Origin of the sequence: Marinobacterium litorale DSM 23545, assembly GCF_000428985.1 — a bacterium.
GTDB lineage: Bacteria > Pseudomonadota > Gammaproteobacteria > Pseudomonadales > Balneatricaceae > Marinobacterium_D > Marinobacterium_D litorale.
Genome location: NZ_AUAZ01000017.1, coordinates 15763 through 32679, shown reverse-complemented (window position 1 = coordinate 32679; position 16917 = coordinate 15763). Strand labels below are relative to the sequence as shown.

Sequence of the window (16917 nt, the reverse complement as noted above, 5' to 3'; positions counted from 1 at the left end):
GCCGACTCGGCGCGGGCGGGTCAAAAGTGGCGGAGGGACAGGGATTCGAACCCTGGGAGCCTCTCGACTCGTCGGTTTTCAAGACCGGTGCTTTCAACCACTCAGCCATCCCTCCGTAATCGAGGGTGAGTTTACGTGGAATCTTTTCGTTGTCAAATGGTCGAAAGGCTTGAAAATCCCGTAAATACGCCCATTATGGCAACTGATCCATTTGAAGAGAGCGAGGAGCGCTATGGCGAACGTACAACCCCTGTCAAATCGAGAGCGAACGTATAGTTCATCGGTCGACACCAACAAGGTAATCCGCAACACCTACATGTTGCTATCGATGACACTGGTTCTCAGCGCTGTAACAGCTGGTATCTCAATGGCCATCGATCCACCGTTCCTGGCCTACCTGGGTAGCGTGATACTCAGTTTTGTGCTGCTGTTCGTTCTTAACCGCAAGCAGAACAGCGCAGCTGCACTGCCGCTGACCTTTGCCTTCACCGGTCTGCTCGGCTTCGGTCTGGGCCCACTGCTTAACCACTACCTGGCCCTGTCCAACGGCGGTCAGATCGTGACCACCGCACTGGGGATGACCGCAGTGACCTTCCTTGGCCTGTCAGCCTATGCACTGACCAGCCGCAAGGATTTCAGCTTCATGGGTGGGTTCCTGGCAGCCGGCACCATGGTCCTGCTGATAGCCATGGTTGCGCTGTTTATCCTGCCGATGTTCGGCGTTGATATCTCCGGTATACAGCTGGCGTTCTCCGCTGCCGTGGTGATGCTGATGGCTGGCTTCGTACTCTACGATACCAGCAACATCGTTAACGGCCATTACACCAACTACGTCATGGCAACCGTGAGCCTGTACCTGAGCATCTACAACCTGTTTGTACACCTGCTCGCCCTGGTTGGCGCCTTCAGCGACGACTGATCACGGCCTGACAGCTCACAACAGCCCCGCCCTCTGTTAAGATGGCGGGGCTTTTTTATTGCGCATCTTACTGAGTAGACAGGCCATCGTTCGGACCATGATTTTTTCTATTATCGTGCAGGCACCTCCGGTGCAAAGCCAGGGTGCCGAGACCGCTCTGCGTTTCACGCGCGCCGTGCTCGCGGCAGGTCATCAGGTACACCGGGTATTTTTTTATCGTGACGGCATCCATAACGGCACGGACCTGGCTTCCCATCCGCAGGATGAATCCAGTCTCCCGGCTCAATGGCAAGCGCTGGCTCAGGAGCACAATCTGGATCTGGTGGTTTGCATAGCCGCTGCGGTTCGTCGCGGAATCGTCAATGAGGGAGAGGCCAAGCGTTACCACCATGAGCACTGGAACCTGGCACCCGGTTTTGAGCTGTCAGGGCTGGGGCAACTGGTCGATACCTGCCTGCAGGCCGACCGCGTTGTGACCTTTGGAGGCCGATCATGAGCACGCACCGCTTTCTGGTGATGACCCGTAGCGCCCCCTATGGCACCTCCGCCGCCCGTGACGCATTGGAAACCGCCCTGACCTGCTCGGTATTCGAACAACCGGTGACCCTGCTGTTTCTGGACGATGGCGTGTTCCAACTGCTCAAGGGGCAGGCTCCGGCCTCCATCGAGCAAAAAAATCTGAATGCGATGCAGCAATCGCTGCCGCTATACGATATTGAGCGTCTTTATGTTAGCAAGCGCGCTCTGGAGCTGCGCGGATTATCGGCGGCGGACCTGATCCTGCCGGTAGAATTGATCGATGACGCGGCGCTGCCTGCCCTTCTGGCTCAACACGACACTGTACTGAGTATCTGACATGATCCTGCATACCCTAAACCAGGGGCCGGGCAACCCTGCACTGCTTGAAAACTGCCTGACCGCGATGACAGCCACCGATACCTTGCTGCTGATCGAAGATGGTATCTATTGGAGCCTTCCCGCGTACGCTGACACGCTGGCGCGTGTTCCTGGTCGTGTACAGGCGCTGGAATCGGACCTGACAGCAAGGGGCATCAAGACAGCACTGACAACCGTGGATGACACCGGGTTCGTCGAGCTAACGATCAATCACGACAAGGTAGTGAGCTGGTTCTGATGACGACACGTACAATCAACGGCTGCCCGATCCGCTTCGACAGTGAAGGTTACCTGGAGAACCTGGCGGACTGGACGCCCGGCGTTGCGGAAGTGCTGGCTCAAGAGGAGTCGCTGGTACTGACGGAGGCGCACTGGGAGGTGCTGAACCTGCTGCGCGAGTTTTACCGGCAATATGAACACTCGCCGGCCATGCGCCCGCTGGTCAAAGCGGTTGGACAGTCTCTGGGTAAGGATAAAGGGCGCAGTATCTATCTGATGCAGCTGTTCCCGGGCAGTCCTGCCAAGGTTGCCGCCCGCCTGGCGGGGCTACCCAAACCCGATAACTGTCTTTAGTAGCTTTAAAGTAACATTTCCCTATGTGATACTTGGGGCGGTTGCCTCGTTTTCTACCGAGTTCGCAGCTAGAATGGGAATCGGCACTTAACTGAACTGATTAAGGTACCTCGGATGAGTCTAGAAGCCGCAGCCGAACAGTTGCAGATGCTCAAGGCACTGGAAAAGAAGAAACAAGACACCAGCTCCCGCAAAGCCCAGCAGGAAGAGATCGTCTACCATCAGTGGGCCACTTTCCGCGTCGACAACGAGCTGTATGGCATCGATGTGATGCAGGTTAAGGAAGTGCTGCGTTTCAGCGAGATCACGCCCGTTCCCGGTGCCGACTATTCGGTCCTGGGCATCATCAACCTGCGGGGTAACGTGGTCACCGTGATCGACACACGCCAGATGTTTCGTATGCCTGCGGTTGAACCGGATGACGAGACCCGCGTGATTGTGGTGGAGTTTAACGAATCCGAAGTGATCGGCCTGGTAGTAGACAGCGTCGATGAGGTGCTCAACCTGCCACAAAATGATGTTGAGCGAGCACCTAATACCTCCGGTGACGAGAACAGCAAACGTTTCGTTCAGGGTGTGTGCTACCACGACGGTCTGCTGATCATTCTGCTGGATCTCTCCAAGATGCTGTTGACCATCACACCGATGACGGACGAAGAGATGAACGGCGGCCATTTCTAGAATCGACCGCTCTCTTTTCACTCGGCCCTGTCTATTTTAAAAAACCCGGCTCAACTAGCCGGGTTTTTTATGCCGTGCCGAGGCCGGTCACATCACGCGGTTGGTAGTCAGGTACTTGGATGCGGCATCCGGGCCCGTACCATCTGCGTAAAGAGTAACCCCGGAACGCAGACAGATGGAGAGATTCTGGTGCGACGCTTCGGTCTCGGCCGGCAATAGATGGTTCACTGCCGCCTTCTCCTCCAGCAATTCAGCTTCGGTCAGATTCATCATCTCGCGACTCCAGTCCGAGATTTCCAGGCCGCCGACGATCTGATAACGGCCGTAGTCACAGCGAACCGGGAAAGAATAAAAAATACCCTTTTCCACACCGTAACTGCCATCACTGACGATCCCCATGCTGACAATCTCGCCCGGGTCGGTTCCCAGGATCCAGTCATGCATGTGATCGACTATCGCCTGAGCGGCAGATGCGGCACTGGACAGACCACGGGCCGCAATAATTTCACCGCCTCGGTTCTGTATCTTGGGAATGAAGACCTCTTTGTACCACTGCTGATCAATCTGCCCCATCACCGGTTCATCCAGGACCGTGGCATGATGAAGATCGGGATACTGGGTCGGAGAGTGGTTACCCCAGATCACCACACGGCCGATATTGCGCGGATTGGCGCCGGTGTGATTCGCCAGAATACCCTTGGCGCGGTTATGGTCAAGCCGGGTCAATGCCGTAAATTGCGAGGGGCTGAGTTTGGGTGCATTGCGGCTGGCAATCAGGGCATTGGTGTTGGCCGGGTTACCCACCACCAAGACCTTCACATCCCGGTTGGCCACCTCATTCAAAGCCCGGCCCTGGCGAGTAAAGATCTCCGCATTCGACTCCAGCAGGTCGCGACGCTCCATGCCCGGTCCCCGCGGACGGGCACCGATCAGCAGCGCGTAATGGATATTATTGAACCCCTCTTCCACATTGTCGTGCAGCGTGATCGTATGCAGCAGCGGGTAGGCGCAATCTTCCAGCTCCATGGCCAAGCCACGTAAAGCCTCCATCCGCTCCGGCATCTCGATCAACTGAAGGATGACGGGCTGATCCTTTCCGAACATCTCGCCACTGGCAACCTTGAACAGCAGGCTGTTACTGATTGCACCGGCAGCACCGGTAACGGCAATTCGGACGGGTCTTCTCATGGGGATATCCTCGCAATCGTATTAGACTTTGGTCTAATGAATAACAGATTGCGAGGCGCGGGTCTTGTTCATTTACGAAAAAATAATATCCCGGGCACAAATCTGATCGCCCCGGATAGCCGGTAAACCCGCTTAAACAGAGCGCTCGACGGGTGTGGCACGAGAAAAGAGTCGGTAGAAGTTTTCCCGGGTGATACGGGCGACCTCTTCAACACTAACACCCTTGAGTTCAGCGATGCACTTGGCGACCTGCGGCACGTAGGTTGGCTCATTGGGCTTACCCCGGTAGGGTACCGGCGCCAGATAGGGTGAGTCGGTCTCAATCAACATCTGCTCAAGCGGAACCGCTCGAACCACATCGCGTAGCTCCTCCGCGTTTTTGAAGGTAATGATGCCGGAGAAGGAGATCATAAAGTTCATCTCAAGGGCAGCCTGCGCCATCTCCAGCGACTCGGTAAAGCAGTGCAGCACACCCGCCGTATCGCGGTCAGCATGCTGGTCAATGATATCCAGCGTATCCTGACGCGCCTCACGGGTATGCACAATGACCGGAAGCCCAAGCTCGCTACCCAACTTCAGATGTCCGGCAAAACTCGCTTTCTGCGCCCCTGCCAGCTCCTCGCTGTAGTGGTAATCGAGCCCCGTTTCCCCCAACGCAACAATACCCGGCTTTGAGGCGGCTGCGCGCAGACGCGCTTCGTCATAGGGACACTCTCCCACATGACAGGGGTGAATACCCGCAGAGGTAAAAATATTGTTGAACGGGGCGACCTGGTTATACATCGCATCGAACTGATTGAGGTCGATGGCGACGCAGAGCATCTGCTCTACACCGGCTTCGCCGGCGGCCTGAACAAGATTAGCAAGAGAATCCTCATGGCGGCTGAGATCCAGCCGATCCAGATGGCAATGTGAATCGATATACATGAAAAACCGAATGTTTAGAGGGTGTTGGTACGACGACCTGCGCTCAGTGCGCCCGCCAGATAGGTTTCAACCTTGTTCACCAGCTGGGTATCATCCGAGGAAAGCTGTATCCCTATACCCGGAACACGCCCGCCCTGCGCCGCTTTGGGCGTTACCCAGATCACACGCCCGGTCACCGGAATCTTATCCGGCTCCTCCATCAGCGTCATCAGCATGAACACCTCTTCACCGAGCTGATAGGAGCGTGTTGTGGGAATAAAGAGCCCGCCGTTATTGATAAACGGCATGTAAGCCTTCAGCAGCTCCTCCTTATTGCCGATGACCAGCGAGAGGATACCGTGACTGATTCTTGGAACTATGGCCATACAACAGCTCTCCTGCCTAGCGGATCAGCGCGCGCCAGTCGAAAAGCAGTTTTTCGACCAGCAGCTGCCGATTCGGATTATGTCGCAACATAAGGCTCTTGCGCTCTTCCTGAACGCGGTCAACCAATGCAAAGATTCTAACCTTGTCGGCTCGTTTAGCAACCGCTGCGAGCATTTTACTCATATCTACATTGCTAATGGCAGCATCTGCCGCTCCGGACTGAAGACGGGCGATGTCATTCAGGAGGCTCAACCACCAATCCAGCAGATGGATCAACTCACTCTTATGCAGCTTCTCGGCCAGCGTAATCGGGCTGACGCGGTCCCGTAGCAGATCCGCAAGCCCGGTGAGGAAAGTCCGCCGCAGCTCTAACAATTCCCCGCCATTCAGTTCTACTGCCGCCAGAGGAGCGCCCTGGGCGATAGCAAGCAAACGAGAAGCATCCTCAGCAGTTAGCTCAAGCTTACTCGCCAGCCAGCGTTCACCCTCCTCCGTGCCGGGGGGACGAAAGTCGATCCGCTGGCAGCGACTGCGTATGGTCGGCATCAGTTGGCCGAGTTGATGACACACCAGTATCAACAGCGTATCCTGCCCCGGCTCTTCCAGCGTTTTCAGCAGCGCATTGGCAGAAGACACGTTCATCGCCTCGGCCGGCTCCATGATCATGACCCGGTAGCCCCCCTGCTGAGCCGTACTGTGCAAAACCGTGGTCACCTCCCGTACCTGATCAACGCGAATGGCCTTACCTGCTTCTTCAGGGTGTAGATAAAGCCGGTCCGGGTGGTGTCCGCTGGCGATCAGTTCGCAGCTGCGGCACTGACCGCAAGGCTTTCCATCGAGCGGCTCATGACACAGCAGAAGATGGGCGAGTGCATTAGCAAACGCCGCTTTTCCCACACCCGGCGCCCCGGAGAGCAACAGTGCGTGAGGCAACCGCCCCTGGGCGCGCTGGGCAATTAACTTGTCCCATTGGTCCTGTAACCACGGATAGATCTGCTCATCACTCATCAACGCTTCTCCAGCGTATCGAGTAGTTGATCGATCTGTTTCTGCACGACCTCCAGCGCCGGAGCGGCATCAATGACATGCACCCGCCCGGGCTCGGCTGCGGCGCGCTGCAGATACACTTGACGTACCCGTTCAAAGAACTCGACCCGCTCCGCCTCGAACCGATCAGGCGCACTGCGTTTGCGTGCACGCTCCAATCCCTGCACCACCGGCAGATCAAGCAGAACAGTCAGATCCGGCCGCCGCTCACCCTGAACCAGCTGTTCAAGCTGAGCGACAGGGGCTGAATCAAGCTGGCGACCGCCGCCCTGATAGGCGAAAGTGGCATCCGTAAAACGATCGCACAAAACCCAGGCACCGCGTTGCAAGGCCGGCTCAATAACCTGATTCAAGTGCTGGGCACGGGCGGCAAATATCATCAGCAGCTCGGCCATGTAATCGATCGTTTCTTCGCGCGGTGTCAGCAACAAGCCACGCAGCTCCTCGCCCAAAGGCGTGCCGCCCGGCTCACGGGTGACGACGACCTCACGCCCGGCGCGCTCCAGCCGGTCACGGATATAGTTGAGGTTCGTTGTTTTACCGACACCCTCGATTCCCTCGAGCGTGATAAAGAAACCTGGCATTGTCATCCACCCGGGCTGGAACGATAGTTTTGTTTACGCTTTAACTGGTATTCAGCCACAGCCCGATTGTGCTCGGCCAGTGTTTTTGAAAACTGGTGACTGCCATCGCCCTTGGCAACGAAATAAAGCCACTCCCCGGCTTCCGGGTTCAGTGCCGCATGGATCGCATCAGGCCCCACCAGCGCTATCGGAGTCGGAGGCAGGCCATCAATGGTATAGGTGTTGTACGGTGTGGGTTTGCGCAGGTCACTGCGGCGAATGTTGCCGTCGTAGGCCTCTCCCATCCCGTAGATCACCGTCGGGTCGGTTTGCAGCCGCATACCTCTCTCCAAGCGGCGCACGAAAACACCGGCAATTCGGGGTCGCTCAGCGGGTACGCCGGTCTCTTTTTCAACAATTGAGGCCAGGGTCAACGCTTCATAGGGGGAATCCAAAGGCAGTTCGGCACTGCGTTCAGCCCAGGCCTTATTCAAGGTCTGTTCAAGGTGATCATTGGCACGTGCCAGCAGCTCCAGATCGGTCATTCCCGTCTCGAACTGGTAGGTCTCGGCGAGAAAGAGCCCCTCGGGACTTGGAGCCTCCAGTCCCAGCTCCTCCATCAATGCATCATCACTCAGCTCGGGCAGACGCTGCACCAGTCGCGCTTCGCCGGACAGCGCCATACGCAGCTCCGAAAACCGCGTGCCTTCCACAATCGTGAAGTGATGCTTCAGCGTGTCACCGCGGCTGAACTTGAGCAACAGGTCGCGGACACTTTCACCGGCGTTAAGCCGGTATTCGCCCGCTTTAATCTGCGTAAGCCCCGGCTCCAGGCGGCTGGCAATCCGCAGATAGAGCGGCTTATCGATGATCGATTCCTGTTCAAGTTTATCCGATAACGACTTGAAATAGGTGCCCTTTTCGATCTTAAAGACCTGTTCATCCTGAACATTGGCGGGACTGCTCATAAACCGCTGATAGTCATTCCAGCCCCAGTAAAACGCACCGGCAACCAGGACAGACACAACCAGCAACACGATCAGCAAACGCTTGATCAGCACGCACGATACTCCTTATCCAACTGCTGTTGTAAAAAACGCGTCATTTCACCCACCGGCCAACGCCAATCTTCGAGCGCAACCACCGGCCAGAGACCAATCAGGCTGTTACAGACAAACACCTCTTCGGCGTGGGCAAGACACCCTGGCCGGAAATGACCGATCTCCACACTTACCCCCTGACTCGAAGCAATTTCAATCACCCATCGGCGCAGGATACCTGTCACACCGGCCCCCTCAAGCGCCGGGGTATGGAGCGTTCCAGACTCAACCCAAAAGAGGTTGCTCATGGTCCCTTCAACGACGAAGCCAGCCTGATCACAGACAAGCCCCTCACGGAACCGGCTATCCGTCCACTCCCCCCGTGCCAGCACCTGCTCCAGGCGATTGAGATGCTTTATTCCAGCCAGAAGCGGCTGAATGGCAAGCTTCGTCTGACAGGGGTAAAGGGTAATACCGCTGGTTGCGGGTTCCTCCGGCCAGACAGGAAGATCAGACACCTGCAATATCCAGTTGGGTTTCAGGTCAGGATCCTGAACCGCATAACCACGCCCACCGCTGCCCCGGGTCACAATCAGCTTGACCGCCGCATCGTCCCCGCTCAGCCGCCCAAGCGCCTGAACCACGTCAGACTCTATTCGATGCAGGGGAATATTCAGACGATCACACCCCAGGCGCAGCCGTTCCAGATGCCAATCCAGCAACTGCAAGCGCCCGTGGGCCACCAGGAGGGTTTCAAACACGCCATGGCCGTATGCAAGCCCCCGATCACCGAGGTCGATTCGGGTGTCGGGTTCTCCGTTGATCAGCGTCATTCGAACCATGCGGCAGTGAAGGCGTTGAAGACGGGGCTCAATAACCCCGCCTCAGCTTAGAGCTTGTTGAAAATCAGAGTGCCGTTGGTACCGCCAAAGCCGAACGAGTTCGACATGGCTGCATCGATCGGGCACTCCTGAGCGGTGTGAGCCACGTAGTTCAGATCACAGCCGTCGGATGGGTTATCCAGGTTAATGGTGGGCGGCGCAACCTGATCTCGTAATGCCAAAACACAGAAAGCCGCTTCCACCGCACCTGCGGCACCCAGCAAGTGGCCGATCATCGATTTTGTGGAGCTCATCCGCACATTTTCGGCAGCACTGCCGAGCACGCGCTTGGCCGCATTGGACTCCGCTATATCACCGGCGGGCGTGGACGTACCATGGGCATTGATATAGTGGATTTTATCGACTGCCAGTGCCGAGTCGTTAATGGCGTTCTGCATCGAAAGCGCAGCCCCGGACCCGTCCTCGGGCGGCGCTGTCATATGGAAGGCATCATCGCTCATGCCAAACCCGGACAGTTCGCAATAAATGCGGGCGCCCCGCGCCTTGGCGGATTCGTACTCTTCCAGCACCAGAACACCGGCGCCATCACCGAGCACAAAACCGTCACGATCCTTGTCCCAGGGACGACTGGCTGCAAGAGGATCCTCGTTGCGCGTAGACAGTGCGCGAGCGGCAGAGAACCCCGCCACACCCAGCGGGGTGGTCGCCATCTCGGCACCACCGGCAACCATTACATCAGCATCACCATACTGAATCATACGCATGGCATGACCAATGTTATGCGTGCCCGTGGTACAAGCGGTGGTGATAGCGATATTGGGGCCGCGGAACCCGTACTTGATCGCCAGATTACCGGAGATCATATTGATAATACTGCCCGGTACGAAAAACGGCGAAACCCGACGCGGGCCGGAACCGTTCAGCACGTCATGGGTTTTTTCGATCATCGGCAAACCGCCGATACCAGACCCCAGAGCGCATCCGATGCGGGGTGAGTTTTCTTCGGTGACTTCCAGACCGGCGTCTTCTACCGCCTGAATAGCAGCCGCCATACCGTATTGGATAAAGAGATCCATCTTGCGCGCCTCTTTGGCGCTCATGTAGGGCTCGATATCAAAATCCTTGACGGATGCGGAGAAACGGGTGGCATATTGGCTGGCATCGAAATGCTCGATATCGGCCGCGCCGCTTTGACCGGCGAGTATATTGTCCCAGGTCGCCTTGACGGTATTACCGACCGGAGTCAGCAGACCCAGACCCGTAACCACCACTCTTCTGCGAGACATTACAATCCTCCAGCACTGCAGGCTGTCAAAAGAAAAGCCGCACCATATTCGCGATATAGATGCGGCCTTTCAATCAATTCGGGTGGGATTGATTACTGGTGAGCGTTGATGTAATCGATCGCCAGCTGAACAGTGGTGATTTTTTCAGCTTCTTCATCAGGAATTTCAGTTTCGAATTCCTCTTCCAGCGCCATCACAAGCTCAACAGTGTCCAGAGAGTCGGCGCCCAGATCCTCAACAAAGGAAGCTTCTTTGGTAACTTCTTCCTCTTTCACGCCCAGCTGTTCCGCGATGATTTTCTTAACGCGCTCTTCAATGTTGCTCATATCTCTTCCTATTGTCTTCTCAACACCATCACATCCCAAGATGCGTGACGGAATTTTAGTAAAACCCGAAACGCCATAGCAAGCGTGACGGCCTGGATTTTATTTCTCGTCAAGCTGACGGCCAATTATCCTCAAATCGGCGAAAAAAACAATTCTTTCTATCCGCCGAAATTACCTGACTACGACAGCTTTTTCATGACCTGGATCAGGCCATGTACATACCGCCATTCACCTGAATGGTTTCGCCGGTGACATAGGCACCACCTTCACTGCAGAGGAATCCGATAACCGCGGCAACCTCTTCCGGCTTACCCAGTCGATTCATCGGAATCTGCGACTGCAGATTAGCCTTGTGCTCCTCCGGCAAACCGGAGGTCATATCCGTATCAATAAAACCTGGCGCCACGCAGTTCACCGTTACATTGCGCGAACCAAGTTCCCGTGCCAACGCTCGGGTAAAGCCCTCCATGCCCGACTTGGCTGCCGCATAGTTAGCCTGCCCGGCATTGCCCATGGAGGCTACCACGGAGCTCACGCTGACGATACGCCCCCAGCGCGCTTTGGTCATCCCCCGCAGACAACCTTTTACTACACGATAGACGGAAGTCAGATTGGTATTAAGTACCGAATCCCACTCATCATCTTTCATTCGCATCATCAGATTGTCACGGGTGATGCCTGCGTTATTCACCAGAATCTCGATTGCGCCGAAGTCGCCTTGAATCGATTTAAGCACAGCATCCACAGAGTCAGCACTGGATACGTCAAGCACCAAGCCTTTGCCGCTGTTGCCCACCGCCGCGAGGTATTCACTGATCGCCGCTGCGCCGCTCTCACTGGTTGCAGTGCCGATAACGACAGCGCCCTGCGCGGCCAGATTCTCGGCAATTGCTTTGCCGATCCCCCGGGTCGCGCCCGTTACCAGCGCGATCTTGCCTTCAATGCTCATTCAAGTGTTCCTTGTCGTTCTCTCTTGTCGATTGGCTCACTCGGCCAGCAGAGCCAGAGCCTTATCCAGTCCCGCGGGGTCGTTGATCGCCACTACATTCAAGGCGCGATCCACCTTCTTATTCAAGCCGGCCAAGACCTTGCCCGGGCCACACTCAATCGTGGTAGTCACTCCGCAGGTTAGCATGTTCTGAACACTACGGGTCCACAAAACCGGACTGTAAAGCTGTGTCAGCAGGTTGCGCTTAAGCTCATCAACGTCACTGGGCGCTTCGGCCGTCACATTCTGAATCACCTGGATCATCGGCATCCGCAGGTCGACCCCCTCCAGCGCCTGTGCCATCTGATCAGCGGCGGGCTTCATCAGTGCGCAGTGAGATGGGACGCTGACCGGCAGAGGAACGGCGCGCTTGGCGCCCGCCTCTTTACAGGCTTCGATGCCACGTTCAACAGCCGCTTTTTCACCGGCGATCACAACCTGACCGGGGCAGTTGAAGTTAACTGCGGAAACCACCTCTCCCTGAGCCGCCTGCTCACAGGCAGCGACAACAGCGGCGTCATCCAGCCCGAGAATTGCCGCCATACCGCCGGTACCCGCGGGAACCGCCTCCTGCATATAGCGACCGCGGGCCTGAACCAACCGCACACCGTCGGCAAAATCGATCGCGCCACCGCAGACCAGCGCGGTGTACTCGCCGAGACTGTGCCCAGCCAGCACGGAGGGCGTAGCGCCGCCCTTCTGTTCCCAGAGGCGCCACAACGCGACGCCGGCTGTCAGCAAAGCGGGCTGGGTATTGTGAGTAGCGTTAAGCTCTTCCTCGGGGCCCGATTGCACCAGCGCCCATAGGTCGAAGCCCAGCACATCGGAGGCTTCCTGGAAGGTCTGTTCAATGATGGGGTAGTCAGCGGCGAGTTCCTGCAGCATTCCCAGATGCTGCGAACCCTGTCCGGGAAATACAAAAGCAAGCGACTGCGACATGGCGTCCTCTATTACTTTCCGTTCTTATCCGGCTGTACCAAATCGTTTGATATCAGCGTTGTGGGCGGCGTAGTTTACAGGATTGAGCGGCTATTACAGCCTTTTCCGGCATTAAAGTGAAGCAATCAAGCTTCGCAACGCGCCATCTCTTCTCGTACCCGTTCACCAATCAGCGCCGGCACGTTGAGCCGCGCTTCCTCCAGCGCCTGGTCGATAGCGGCCTGAAAGTATGCGCGATTGGCCCCGCCATGACTCTTTACCACGACACCGTTCAACCCTAACAGCGTAGCGCCATTGCGCCTTCCCGGGTCCAGCTGAGCCTTGAGCTCACGCAAAACCGGCGTGGCAAGCAACGCCAACAACCTGCGATAGGGGTTCCGGCGGAAGCTGGCCTGCACTTTTCTCACCAGAAGTTTAGACAGGCCTTCACAGCTTTTGAGTGCCACATTTCCCACGAACCCATCGCATACCACCAGATCGGCGCGCCCCGCGAAGAGATCATCCCCTTCAAGATAGCCAATAAAGTTCAGCCCGGGGTGGGCTTCGATCAGACGACTGGCTTCGCGCACCATATCGGTACCCTTGTGCTGCTCGGACCCCACATTCAGCAGCCCGATACTGGGACGCGTCTGCTGGTCAATCGCTTCGAGCATAACAGACCCCATGATCGCAAACTGGAGCAGGTTTTCTGCACTGCTGTCCACATTCGCGCCCAGATCGAGCATCTGGCTATAGCCTTTAAGGGTGGGAATCGCGGTGGTTATCGCCGGGCGCTCTATGCCCGGCAACATACCCAGCAAACTACGCCCCAGCGCCATCAAGGCTCCGGTATTACCGGCACTGATACAGGCCTGGGCCGTACCTTCGCAGACCAGAGACAACGCTTTGCCCATGGACGAATCGCGACCGTGGCGTAGCGCCAGGGAAGGCTTGGCAGTACTATCGATCACATCATCGACGTGAAGAAAATTGAGGCGCTGAAGTTGTTTGCCGCGGCAGCGGCGGAGGTAAGGTGTTACAGCATCGGACTGGCCGACCAATATAATCTGTAGGTGCGGATGACGCTTGAGCGCCTCACTGGCCGCAGCAACAGTAACGCGGGGACCGAAGTCCCCGCCCATTGCATCAATGCTGATGCAATACGAAGCCGTCAAGCTTACTCGTCACCCTTGGGTTCGATAACCTGACGGCCACGGTAGAAACCGTCAGCGCTGACGTGGTGACGACGATGAGTTTCGCCGGTAGTCGCGTCAACAGACAGAGTCGGGTTACCCAGCGCGTCATGGGAACGACGCATGTCGCGACGTGAACGAGACTTTTTGTTCTGCTGTACTGCCATGGTGTGTAGCTCCTAAATCAACTCTTATCGGTCTTGCCTTTCAGCTCGGCCAATACACTGAATGGGTTGGGTTTGTTTTCCTGCGTCCGGGCCGCCTCATCAGCATCTCCGAATGAGGTCTGAATTGAGCAGTCTTCGTGATACGCCACCAACGGAAGGCTCAATATCAGTTCATCCTCGATCAAAGACAGCAGCTCGACATCTTCAGCCTCGACGATCAGCGGATCGTAATACCGGGGCAGATTTTTAGCCTGTTCTTCGTTAAGCACCATTGCCAGATTGACCTTGGCCTCAACATCCACCGCGACCGGTTCCAGACAACGCTGGCAGGTTTGCATAACACTGCCATGTGCCGAGCCAGTCACGACTCTTAAACGCTGCTCATCCACCGCAAACTTCAAAGACACATGGATCTCTCCATGACTGTCGACAAGGAGCGAGCACAGACGCGGCATTGCGGATACCTCTGCAATCCCCGTAATTTCTGCTTCTCGATCCGCCAGTTTGCGCGGGTCAACTTTTTTCGGTAAAGGACCGTACGACATAAGCGCGCAATTCTAGGCGCGAACCCCCGAGCTGTCAAAGGGAAGCTTAATAAAAATCGCGCTATCATGGGCGCGGCCATTCAACCACCCCCGCAAGCAGGAGTTTTTTGATGCAACCGGCCCTGATTCTCGCCTCCAGCTCCCCGTTTCGGCGCGCTCTGCTGGAAAAGCTCGGTCTTACCTTCTTAAGCGAATCCCCGGATATCGACGAGTCGCAGCATGCTGATGAGAGTGCCGAACAGCTGGTCGCCCGCCTCGCTCTGGAAAAAGCGCGAACGGTTGCCGGCAACCACCCCAACGCGCTGGTAATCGGATCCGACCAGGTGGCCTGCATCGACGGAACAGTCCTCGGCAAACCCCACACAGAGCCACGTGCCATCGAACAACTTCGAGCCGCATCGGGGCGACAGGTTCGCTTCAGTACCGGACTCTGTCTCTATAACAGTGCAGACAACAGCTACCAGTTGGACGTTGTTCCCTTCGACGTCCATTTCCGGACACTCTCGGATAAGCAGATCCGTGCCTATATTCAAAGAGAGCAACCACTCAACTGCGCGGGGAGTTTCAAATCGGAGGGTCTGGGTATCGCACTGTTTGAAAAGCTGGAGGGCGATGACCCCAACACGCTGATCGGCCTGCCTTTGATCCGGCTGATCGCCATGCTGGAAAAAGCCGGGCTGGATGTGCTACTACCGGACTGAACATCCGGTAGTAGCATGGTTTGACGTCAATGTAGCTGCAGCGGCTGACCCACGCCAACCAGGCTCGCCAGGTGGCTGGCCATGCTGACCCCCAGACGATCAATTAACTGTTCGAACGGGCTATCCTTGGCGCTGTAGTCCACCAGGGTTTCGACACCAATGACCTCGCGGGCCACGTAGCTGGTGCTACCCAGCGCGTCCACCAAACCCAGCTCCACGGCCTGCTCGCCGGTCCAGACCAGGCCCGTAAACAAACGCTCATCATTTTTCAGCCGGTCACCACGCCCCGCTTTCACCTGATCGATAAACTGCTGATGGGTGGTGTCGAGCACCTGCTGCCAGAATTCACGTTCGTTGCTCTCCAGCGGCTGGAACGGGTCCATCAAACCCTTGTGTTCGCCGGCCGTCAGCATACGCCGCTCCACGCCCAGCTTTTCGATCAGATCGACAAAACCAAACCCGGCGGAGACCACACCGATCGATCCCACAAGACTGGCTTTATCCGCGTAGATCTCATCCGCTGCGGCCGCCATATAGTAGGCGCCCGATGCACCGATATCGGTGATAACCGCATAGACTTTTTTCTGGGGATACTTCTCGGATAAACGGTTGATTTCGTCGTAGACGTAACCGGACTGTACCGGGCTGCCCCCTGGGCTGTTGATGCGCAGAATAACAGCGAGGCTGTGCGGGTTCTCGAACGCCTTGCGCAGCGACCAGATCACCGAGTCAGCGCCGGCTTTTTCACCATCGGCGATGGGCCCTTCGACCCTGACGACTGCCACATGGGTTCGGGATGACTCGGACTGAAGTTCCGGTTCCTGGATATACCAAAAGCTACCCAGCAGGGCGAACAGGTAGATAAATGTCAGTCCCTTAAAAAAAATCCCCCAGCGGCGGGTGCGCCGGTGCTCCACATGAAGGCTACTGACCATCTTTTCGATCAGTCGCCACTCTTTAGTGCTACGCTTTTTCGCATCCCGTGTTTGCGCTGGACTTGCCTGAGTTTCGTCGCTTTGAGGTGGGTTAGAGTTCTGTTCGTCTTCGCCCCAGGGGTTATTGCTCACGCTAATGTCCTCACTTCAGATTCGTCCTTGAGACTGTCGAGCCACAGCTCCAGTTCCGGAAAATGGTGAATCTCCGTTACCGGTTTGAAACGACGCAGGCGTTCCAGCTGATGCGCGCCATAGCTGACAGCCACTCCATCCATACGAATACGCTGGCTCATCTCCAGATCGTACTCGGTATCACCAATCATCACCGCATCGGACGCAGTCAGCCCGGTTTCGGCCAGAATCTCCGCCAGCATGCGCGGGTCCGGCTTGGAGCAGGTTTCATCGGCACAACGAGTAATCTCGAACAGCTCACCCAACTGGGTCTGCTCCAGTACTCGATCCAGGCCTCGACGACTTTTACCGGTTGCGACCGCAAGGCGAAAGCCTTTTTCACGCAGGTTGACCAGGGTCTGGCGTACGCCGGGGTAAAGCTCGGTCGGCGTTTTATTCTGAACCAGAAAGTGATGCGCATAGCGTTCACGCATCCGCTCGGTCCCGTCCGGGCAAATTTCAGGGATAAGTGCGCGTATCGCTTCAGGCAGACCGAGCCCGATGATGTTGCGGACCGCCTCCGGACACAGGGGATCGTGCCCCAGCTCATCGGCTGCCGCCTGCATGCTGGCGATAATACGCGCCTGGGAATCAATGACAGTGCCGTCCCAATCGAAGATCAGCATTTTGTACACGCGGGACTC

At 56.7% G+C, this 16917-nt stretch carries 23 protein-coding genes and 1 tRNA gene; 7 read left to right on the top strand and 17 right to left on the bottom strand.

Features of this window, described 5'->3' with window-relative positions; all coding sequences use genetic code 11:
- Positions 1–27: 27 nt before the first annotated feature.
- Positions 28–115: transfer RNA gene (locus G403_RS0113090), tRNA-Ser, on the bottom strand.
- A 117-nt stretch (positions 116–232) separates the two neighbouring features.
- On the opposite strand from G403_RS0113090, the gene G403_RS0113085 reads away from it, so the two are divergent.
- From G403_RS0113085 to G403_RS0113060, 6 genes are all read left to right on the top strand, one after another.
- Positions 233–919, top strand: coding sequence for a Bax inhibitor-1/YccA family protein (locus tag G403_RS0113085; protein WP_051298994.1), 687 nt, complete (start codon positions 233–235; stop codon positions 917–919).
- Between the two features lie 97 nt (positions 920–1016).
- The gene (gene tusD, locus G403_RS0113080; RefSeq protein WP_027854389.1) at positions 1017–1415 is read left to right on the top strand and encodes a sulfurtransferase complex subunit TusD; all 399 of its coding nucleotides are present in this window, start codon (positions 1017–1019) and stop codon (positions 1413–1415) included.
- Positions 1412–1774 (top strand): sulfurtransferase complex subunit TusC, encoded by a 363-nt coding sequence (tusC, locus tag G403_RS0113075; RefSeq protein ID WP_027854388.1) that lies wholly within the window; start codon positions 1412–1414, stop codon positions 1772–1774. Before tusD ends, tusC begins: the two co-directional genes overlap by 4 nt.
- Before the next feature lies 1 nt (position 1775).
- A complete protein-coding gene (tusB, locus tag G403_RS0113070; RefSeq protein ID WP_027854387.1) occupies positions 1776–2054 on the top strand; it encodes a sulfurtransferase complex subunit TusB in 279 nt (92 codons plus the stop codon).
- Positions 2054–2389 (top strand): TusE/DsrC/DsvC family sulfur relay protein, encoded by a 336-nt coding sequence (locus tag G403_RS0113065; RefSeq protein ID WP_027854386.1) that lies wholly within the window; start codon positions 2054–2056, stop codon positions 2387–2389. Before tusB ends, G403_RS0113065 begins: the two co-directional genes overlap by 1 nt.
- 114 nt (positions 2390–2503) lie before the next feature.
- The gene (locus G403_RS0113060; protein ID WP_084404028.1) at positions 2504–3070 is read left to right on the top strand and encodes a chemotaxis protein CheW; all 567 of its coding nucleotides are present in this window, start codon (positions 2504–2506) and stop codon (positions 3068–3070) included.
- 87 nt (positions 3071–3157) lie between these two features.
- Here the strand turns inward: G403_RS0113060 and G403_RS0113055 are convergent, their stop codons facing one another.
- The 14 genes from G403_RS0113055 to G403_RS0112990 all read right to left on the bottom strand — a co-directional run bounded on the left by G403_RS0113055 (position 3158) and on the right by G403_RS0112990 (position 14376).
- Positions 3158–4258 (bottom strand): malate dehydrogenase, encoded by a 1101-nt coding sequence (locus G403_RS0113055; RefSeq protein ID WP_027854384.1) that lies wholly within the window; start codon positions 4256–4258, stop codon positions 3158–3160.
- 132 nt (positions 4259–4390) lie between these two features.
- Positions 4391–5185: a TatD family hydrolase gene (locus tag G403_RS0113050; protein ID WP_027854383.1), complete on the bottom strand. Its 795-nt coding sequence runs from the start codon at positions 5183–5185 to the stop codon at positions 4391–4393.
- 14 nt (positions 5186–5199) lie between these two features.
- Positions 5200–5550 (bottom strand): PilZ domain-containing protein, encoded by a 351-nt coding sequence (locus tag G403_RS0113045; RefSeq protein WP_027854382.1) that lies wholly within the window; start codon positions 5548–5550, stop codon positions 5200–5202.
- A 16-nt stretch (positions 5551–5566) separates the two neighbouring features.
- Positions 5567–6559, bottom strand: coding sequence for a DNA polymerase III subunit delta' (locus G403_RS0113040; protein ID WP_027854381.1), 993 nt, complete (start codon positions 6557–6559; stop codon positions 5567–5569).
- Positions 6559–7182 carry a dTMP kinase gene (gene tmk / locus G403_RS0113035; protein ID WP_036233761.1) on the bottom strand — a complete coding sequence of 208 codons (624 nt, stop codon included), beginning with the start codon at positions 7180–7182 and terminating at the stop codon, positions 6559–6561. Before tmk ends, G403_RS0113040 begins: the two co-directional genes overlap by 1 nt.
- A gap of 2 nt (positions 7183–7184) precedes the next feature.
- Positions 7185–8222, bottom strand: coding sequence for an endolytic transglycosylase MltG (gene mltG, locus G403_RS0113030; RefSeq protein ID WP_245578330.1), 1038 nt, complete (start codon positions 8220–8222; stop codon positions 7185–7187).
- Positions 8216–9034: an aminodeoxychorismate lyase gene (gene pabC, locus G403_RS0113025; RefSeq protein ID WP_027854378.1), complete on the bottom strand. Its 819-nt coding sequence runs from the start codon at positions 9032–9034 to the stop codon at positions 8216–8218. Before pabC ends, mltG begins: the two co-directional genes overlap by 7 nt.
- Before the next feature lie 56 nt (positions 9035–9090).
- Positions 9091–10329: a beta-ketoacyl-ACP synthase II gene (gene fabF, locus G403_RS0113020; RefSeq protein WP_027854377.1), complete on the bottom strand. Its 1239-nt coding sequence runs from the start codon at positions 10327–10329 to the stop codon at positions 9091–9093.
- Between the two features lie 92 nt (positions 10330–10421).
- Positions 10422–10655 carry an acyl carrier protein gene (gene acpP / locus G403_RS0113015; RefSeq protein ID WP_027854376.1) on the bottom strand — a complete coding sequence of 78 codons (234 nt, stop codon included), beginning with the start codon at positions 10653–10655 and terminating at the stop codon, positions 10422–10424.
- A 205-nt stretch (positions 10656–10860) separates the two neighbouring features.
- Entirely contained in the window at positions 10861–11604 is a 744-nt protein-coding gene (gene fabG / locus G403_RS0113010; protein WP_027854375.1) for a 3-oxoacyl-ACP reductase FabG, read from the bottom strand.
- A 36-nt stretch (positions 11605–11640) separates the two neighbouring features.
- Complete coding sequence (gene fabD, locus G403_RS0113005; RefSeq protein ID WP_027854374.1) at positions 11641–12582, bottom strand: ACP S-malonyltransferase; 942 nt, start codon at positions 12580–12582, stop codon at positions 11641–11643.
- Positions 12583–12707: 125 nt separating this feature from the next.
- Entirely contained in the window at positions 12708–13736 is a 1029-nt protein-coding gene (plsX, locus tag G403_RS0113000) for a phosphate acyltransferase PlsX (RefSeq protein ID WP_027854373.1), read from the bottom strand.
- Between the two features lie 2 nt (positions 13737–13738).
- Positions 13739–13921, bottom strand: a complete 183-nt coding sequence (gene rpmF, locus G403_RS0112995) for a 50S ribosomal protein L32 (protein WP_027854372.1) — start codon at positions 13919–13921, stop codon at positions 13739–13741.
- Between the two features lie 17 nt (positions 13922–13938).
- Positions 13939–14376 carry a YceD family protein gene (locus G403_RS0112990; RefSeq protein ID WP_245578328.1) on the bottom strand — a complete coding sequence of 146 codons (438 nt, stop codon included), beginning with the start codon at positions 14374–14376 and terminating at the stop codon, positions 13939–13941.
- 200 nt (positions 14377–14576) lie between these two features.
- Between G403_RS0112990 and G403_RS0112985 the strand changes: the two genes are divergently transcribed.
- Positions 14577–15167, top strand: coding sequence for a Maf family protein (locus G403_RS0112985; RefSeq protein ID WP_169719906.1), 591 nt, complete (start codon positions 14577–14579; stop codon positions 15165–15167).
- A gap of 26 nt (positions 15168–15193) precedes the next feature.
- On the opposite strand, the gene sppA is transcribed toward G403_RS0112985, so the two are convergent.
- Together sppA and G403_RS0112975 are read right to left on the bottom strand one after the other, a co-directional pair.
- Positions 15194–16234, bottom strand: coding sequence for a signal peptide peptidase SppA (gene sppA / locus G403_RS0112980; protein ID WP_027854369.1), 1041 nt, complete (start codon positions 16232–16234; stop codon positions 15194–15196).
- The gene (locus G403_RS0112975; protein ID WP_036233791.1) at positions 16231–16899 is read right to left on the bottom strand and encodes an HAD-IA family hydrolase; all 669 of its coding nucleotides are present in this window, start codon (positions 16897–16899) and stop codon (positions 16231–16233) included. Before G403_RS0112975 ends, sppA begins: the two co-directional genes overlap by 4 nt.
- Positions 16900–16917: the final 18 nt, after the last annotated feature.

What these genes read in the sequence shown, in the direction of transcription:
- G403_RS0113045 (WP_027854382.1), bottom strand. Translation starts at nt 5,550, where the DNA reads ATGGCCATAGTTCCAAGAATCAGTCACGGTATCCTCTCGCTGGTCATC.
- tmk (WP_036233761.1), bottom strand. Translation starts at nt 7,182, where the DNA reads ATGCCAGGTTTCTTTATCACGCTCGAGGGAATCGAGGGTGTCGGTAAA.
- fabD (WP_027854374.1), bottom strand. Translation starts at nt 12,582, where the DNA reads ATGTCGCAGTCGCTTGCTTTTGTATTTCCCGGACAGGGTTCGCAGCAT.
- G403_RS0113050 (WP_027854383.1), bottom strand. Translation starts at nt 5,185, where the DNA reads ATGTATATCGATTCACATTGCCATCTGGATCGGCTGGATCTCAGCCGC.
- G403_RS0113065 (WP_027854386.1), top strand. Translation starts at nt 2,054, where the DNA reads ATGACGACACGTACAATCAACGGCTGCCCGATCCGCTTCGACAGTGAA.
- rpmF (WP_027854372.1), bottom strand. Translation starts at nt 13,921, where the DNA reads ATGGCAGTACAGCAGAACAAAAAGTCTCGTTCACGTCGCGACATGCGT.
- fabG (WP_027854375.1), bottom strand. Translation starts at nt 11,604, where the DNA reads ATGAGCATTGAAGGCAAGATCGCGCTGGTAACGGGCGCGACCCGGGGG.
- tusB (WP_027854387.1), top strand. Translation starts at nt 1,776, where the DNA reads ATGATCCTGCATACCCTAAACCAGGGGCCGGGCAACCCTGCACTGCTT.
- G403_RS0112975 (WP_036233791.1), bottom strand. Translation starts at nt 16,899, where the DNA reads ATGCTGATCTTCGATTGGGACGGCACTGTCATTGATTCCCAGGCGCGT.
- G403_RS0112990 (WP_245578328.1), bottom strand. Translation starts at nt 14,376, where the DNA reads ATGCCGCGTCTGTGCTCGCTCCTTGTCGACAGTCATGGAGAGATCCAT.
- G403_RS0113085 (WP_051298994.1), top strand. Translation starts at nt 233, where the DNA reads ATGGCGAACGTACAACCCCTGTCAAATCGAGAGCGAACGTATAGTTCA.
- G403_RS0113055 (WP_027854384.1), bottom strand. Translation starts at nt 4,258, where the DNA reads ATGAGAAGACCCGTCCGAATTGCCGTTACCGGTGCTGCCGGTGCAATC.
- G403_RS0112985 (WP_169719906.1), top strand. Translation starts at nt 14,577, where the DNA reads ATGCAACCGGCCCTGATTCTCGCCTCCAGCTCCCCGTTTCGGCGCGCT.
- tusD (WP_027854389.1), top strand. Translation starts at nt 1,017, where the DNA reads ATGATTTTTTCTATTATCGTGCAGGCACCTCCGGTGCAAAGCCAGGGT.
- G403_RS0113040 (WP_027854381.1), bottom strand. Translation starts at nt 6,559, where the DNA reads ATGAGTGATGAGCAGATCTATCCGTGGTTACAGGACCAATGGGACAAG.
- G403_RS0113060 (WP_084404028.1), top strand. Translation starts at nt 2,504, where the DNA reads ATGAGTCTAGAAGCCGCAGCCGAACAGTTGCAGATGCTCAAGGCACTG.
- acpP (WP_027854376.1), bottom strand. Translation starts at nt 10,655, where the DNA reads ATGAGCAACATTGAAGAGCGCGTTAAGAAAATCATCGCGGAACAGCTG.
- tusC (WP_027854388.1), top strand. Translation starts at nt 1,412, where the DNA reads ATGAGCACGCACCGCTTTCTGGTGATGACCCGTAGCGCCCCCTATGGC.
- pabC (WP_027854378.1), bottom strand. Translation starts at nt 9,034, where the DNA reads ATGACGCTGATCAACGGAGAACCCGACACCCGAATCGACCTCGGTGAT.
- fabF (WP_027854377.1), bottom strand. Translation starts at nt 10,329, where the DNA reads ATGTCTCGCAGAAGAGTGGTGGTTACGGGTCTGGGTCTGCTGACTCCG.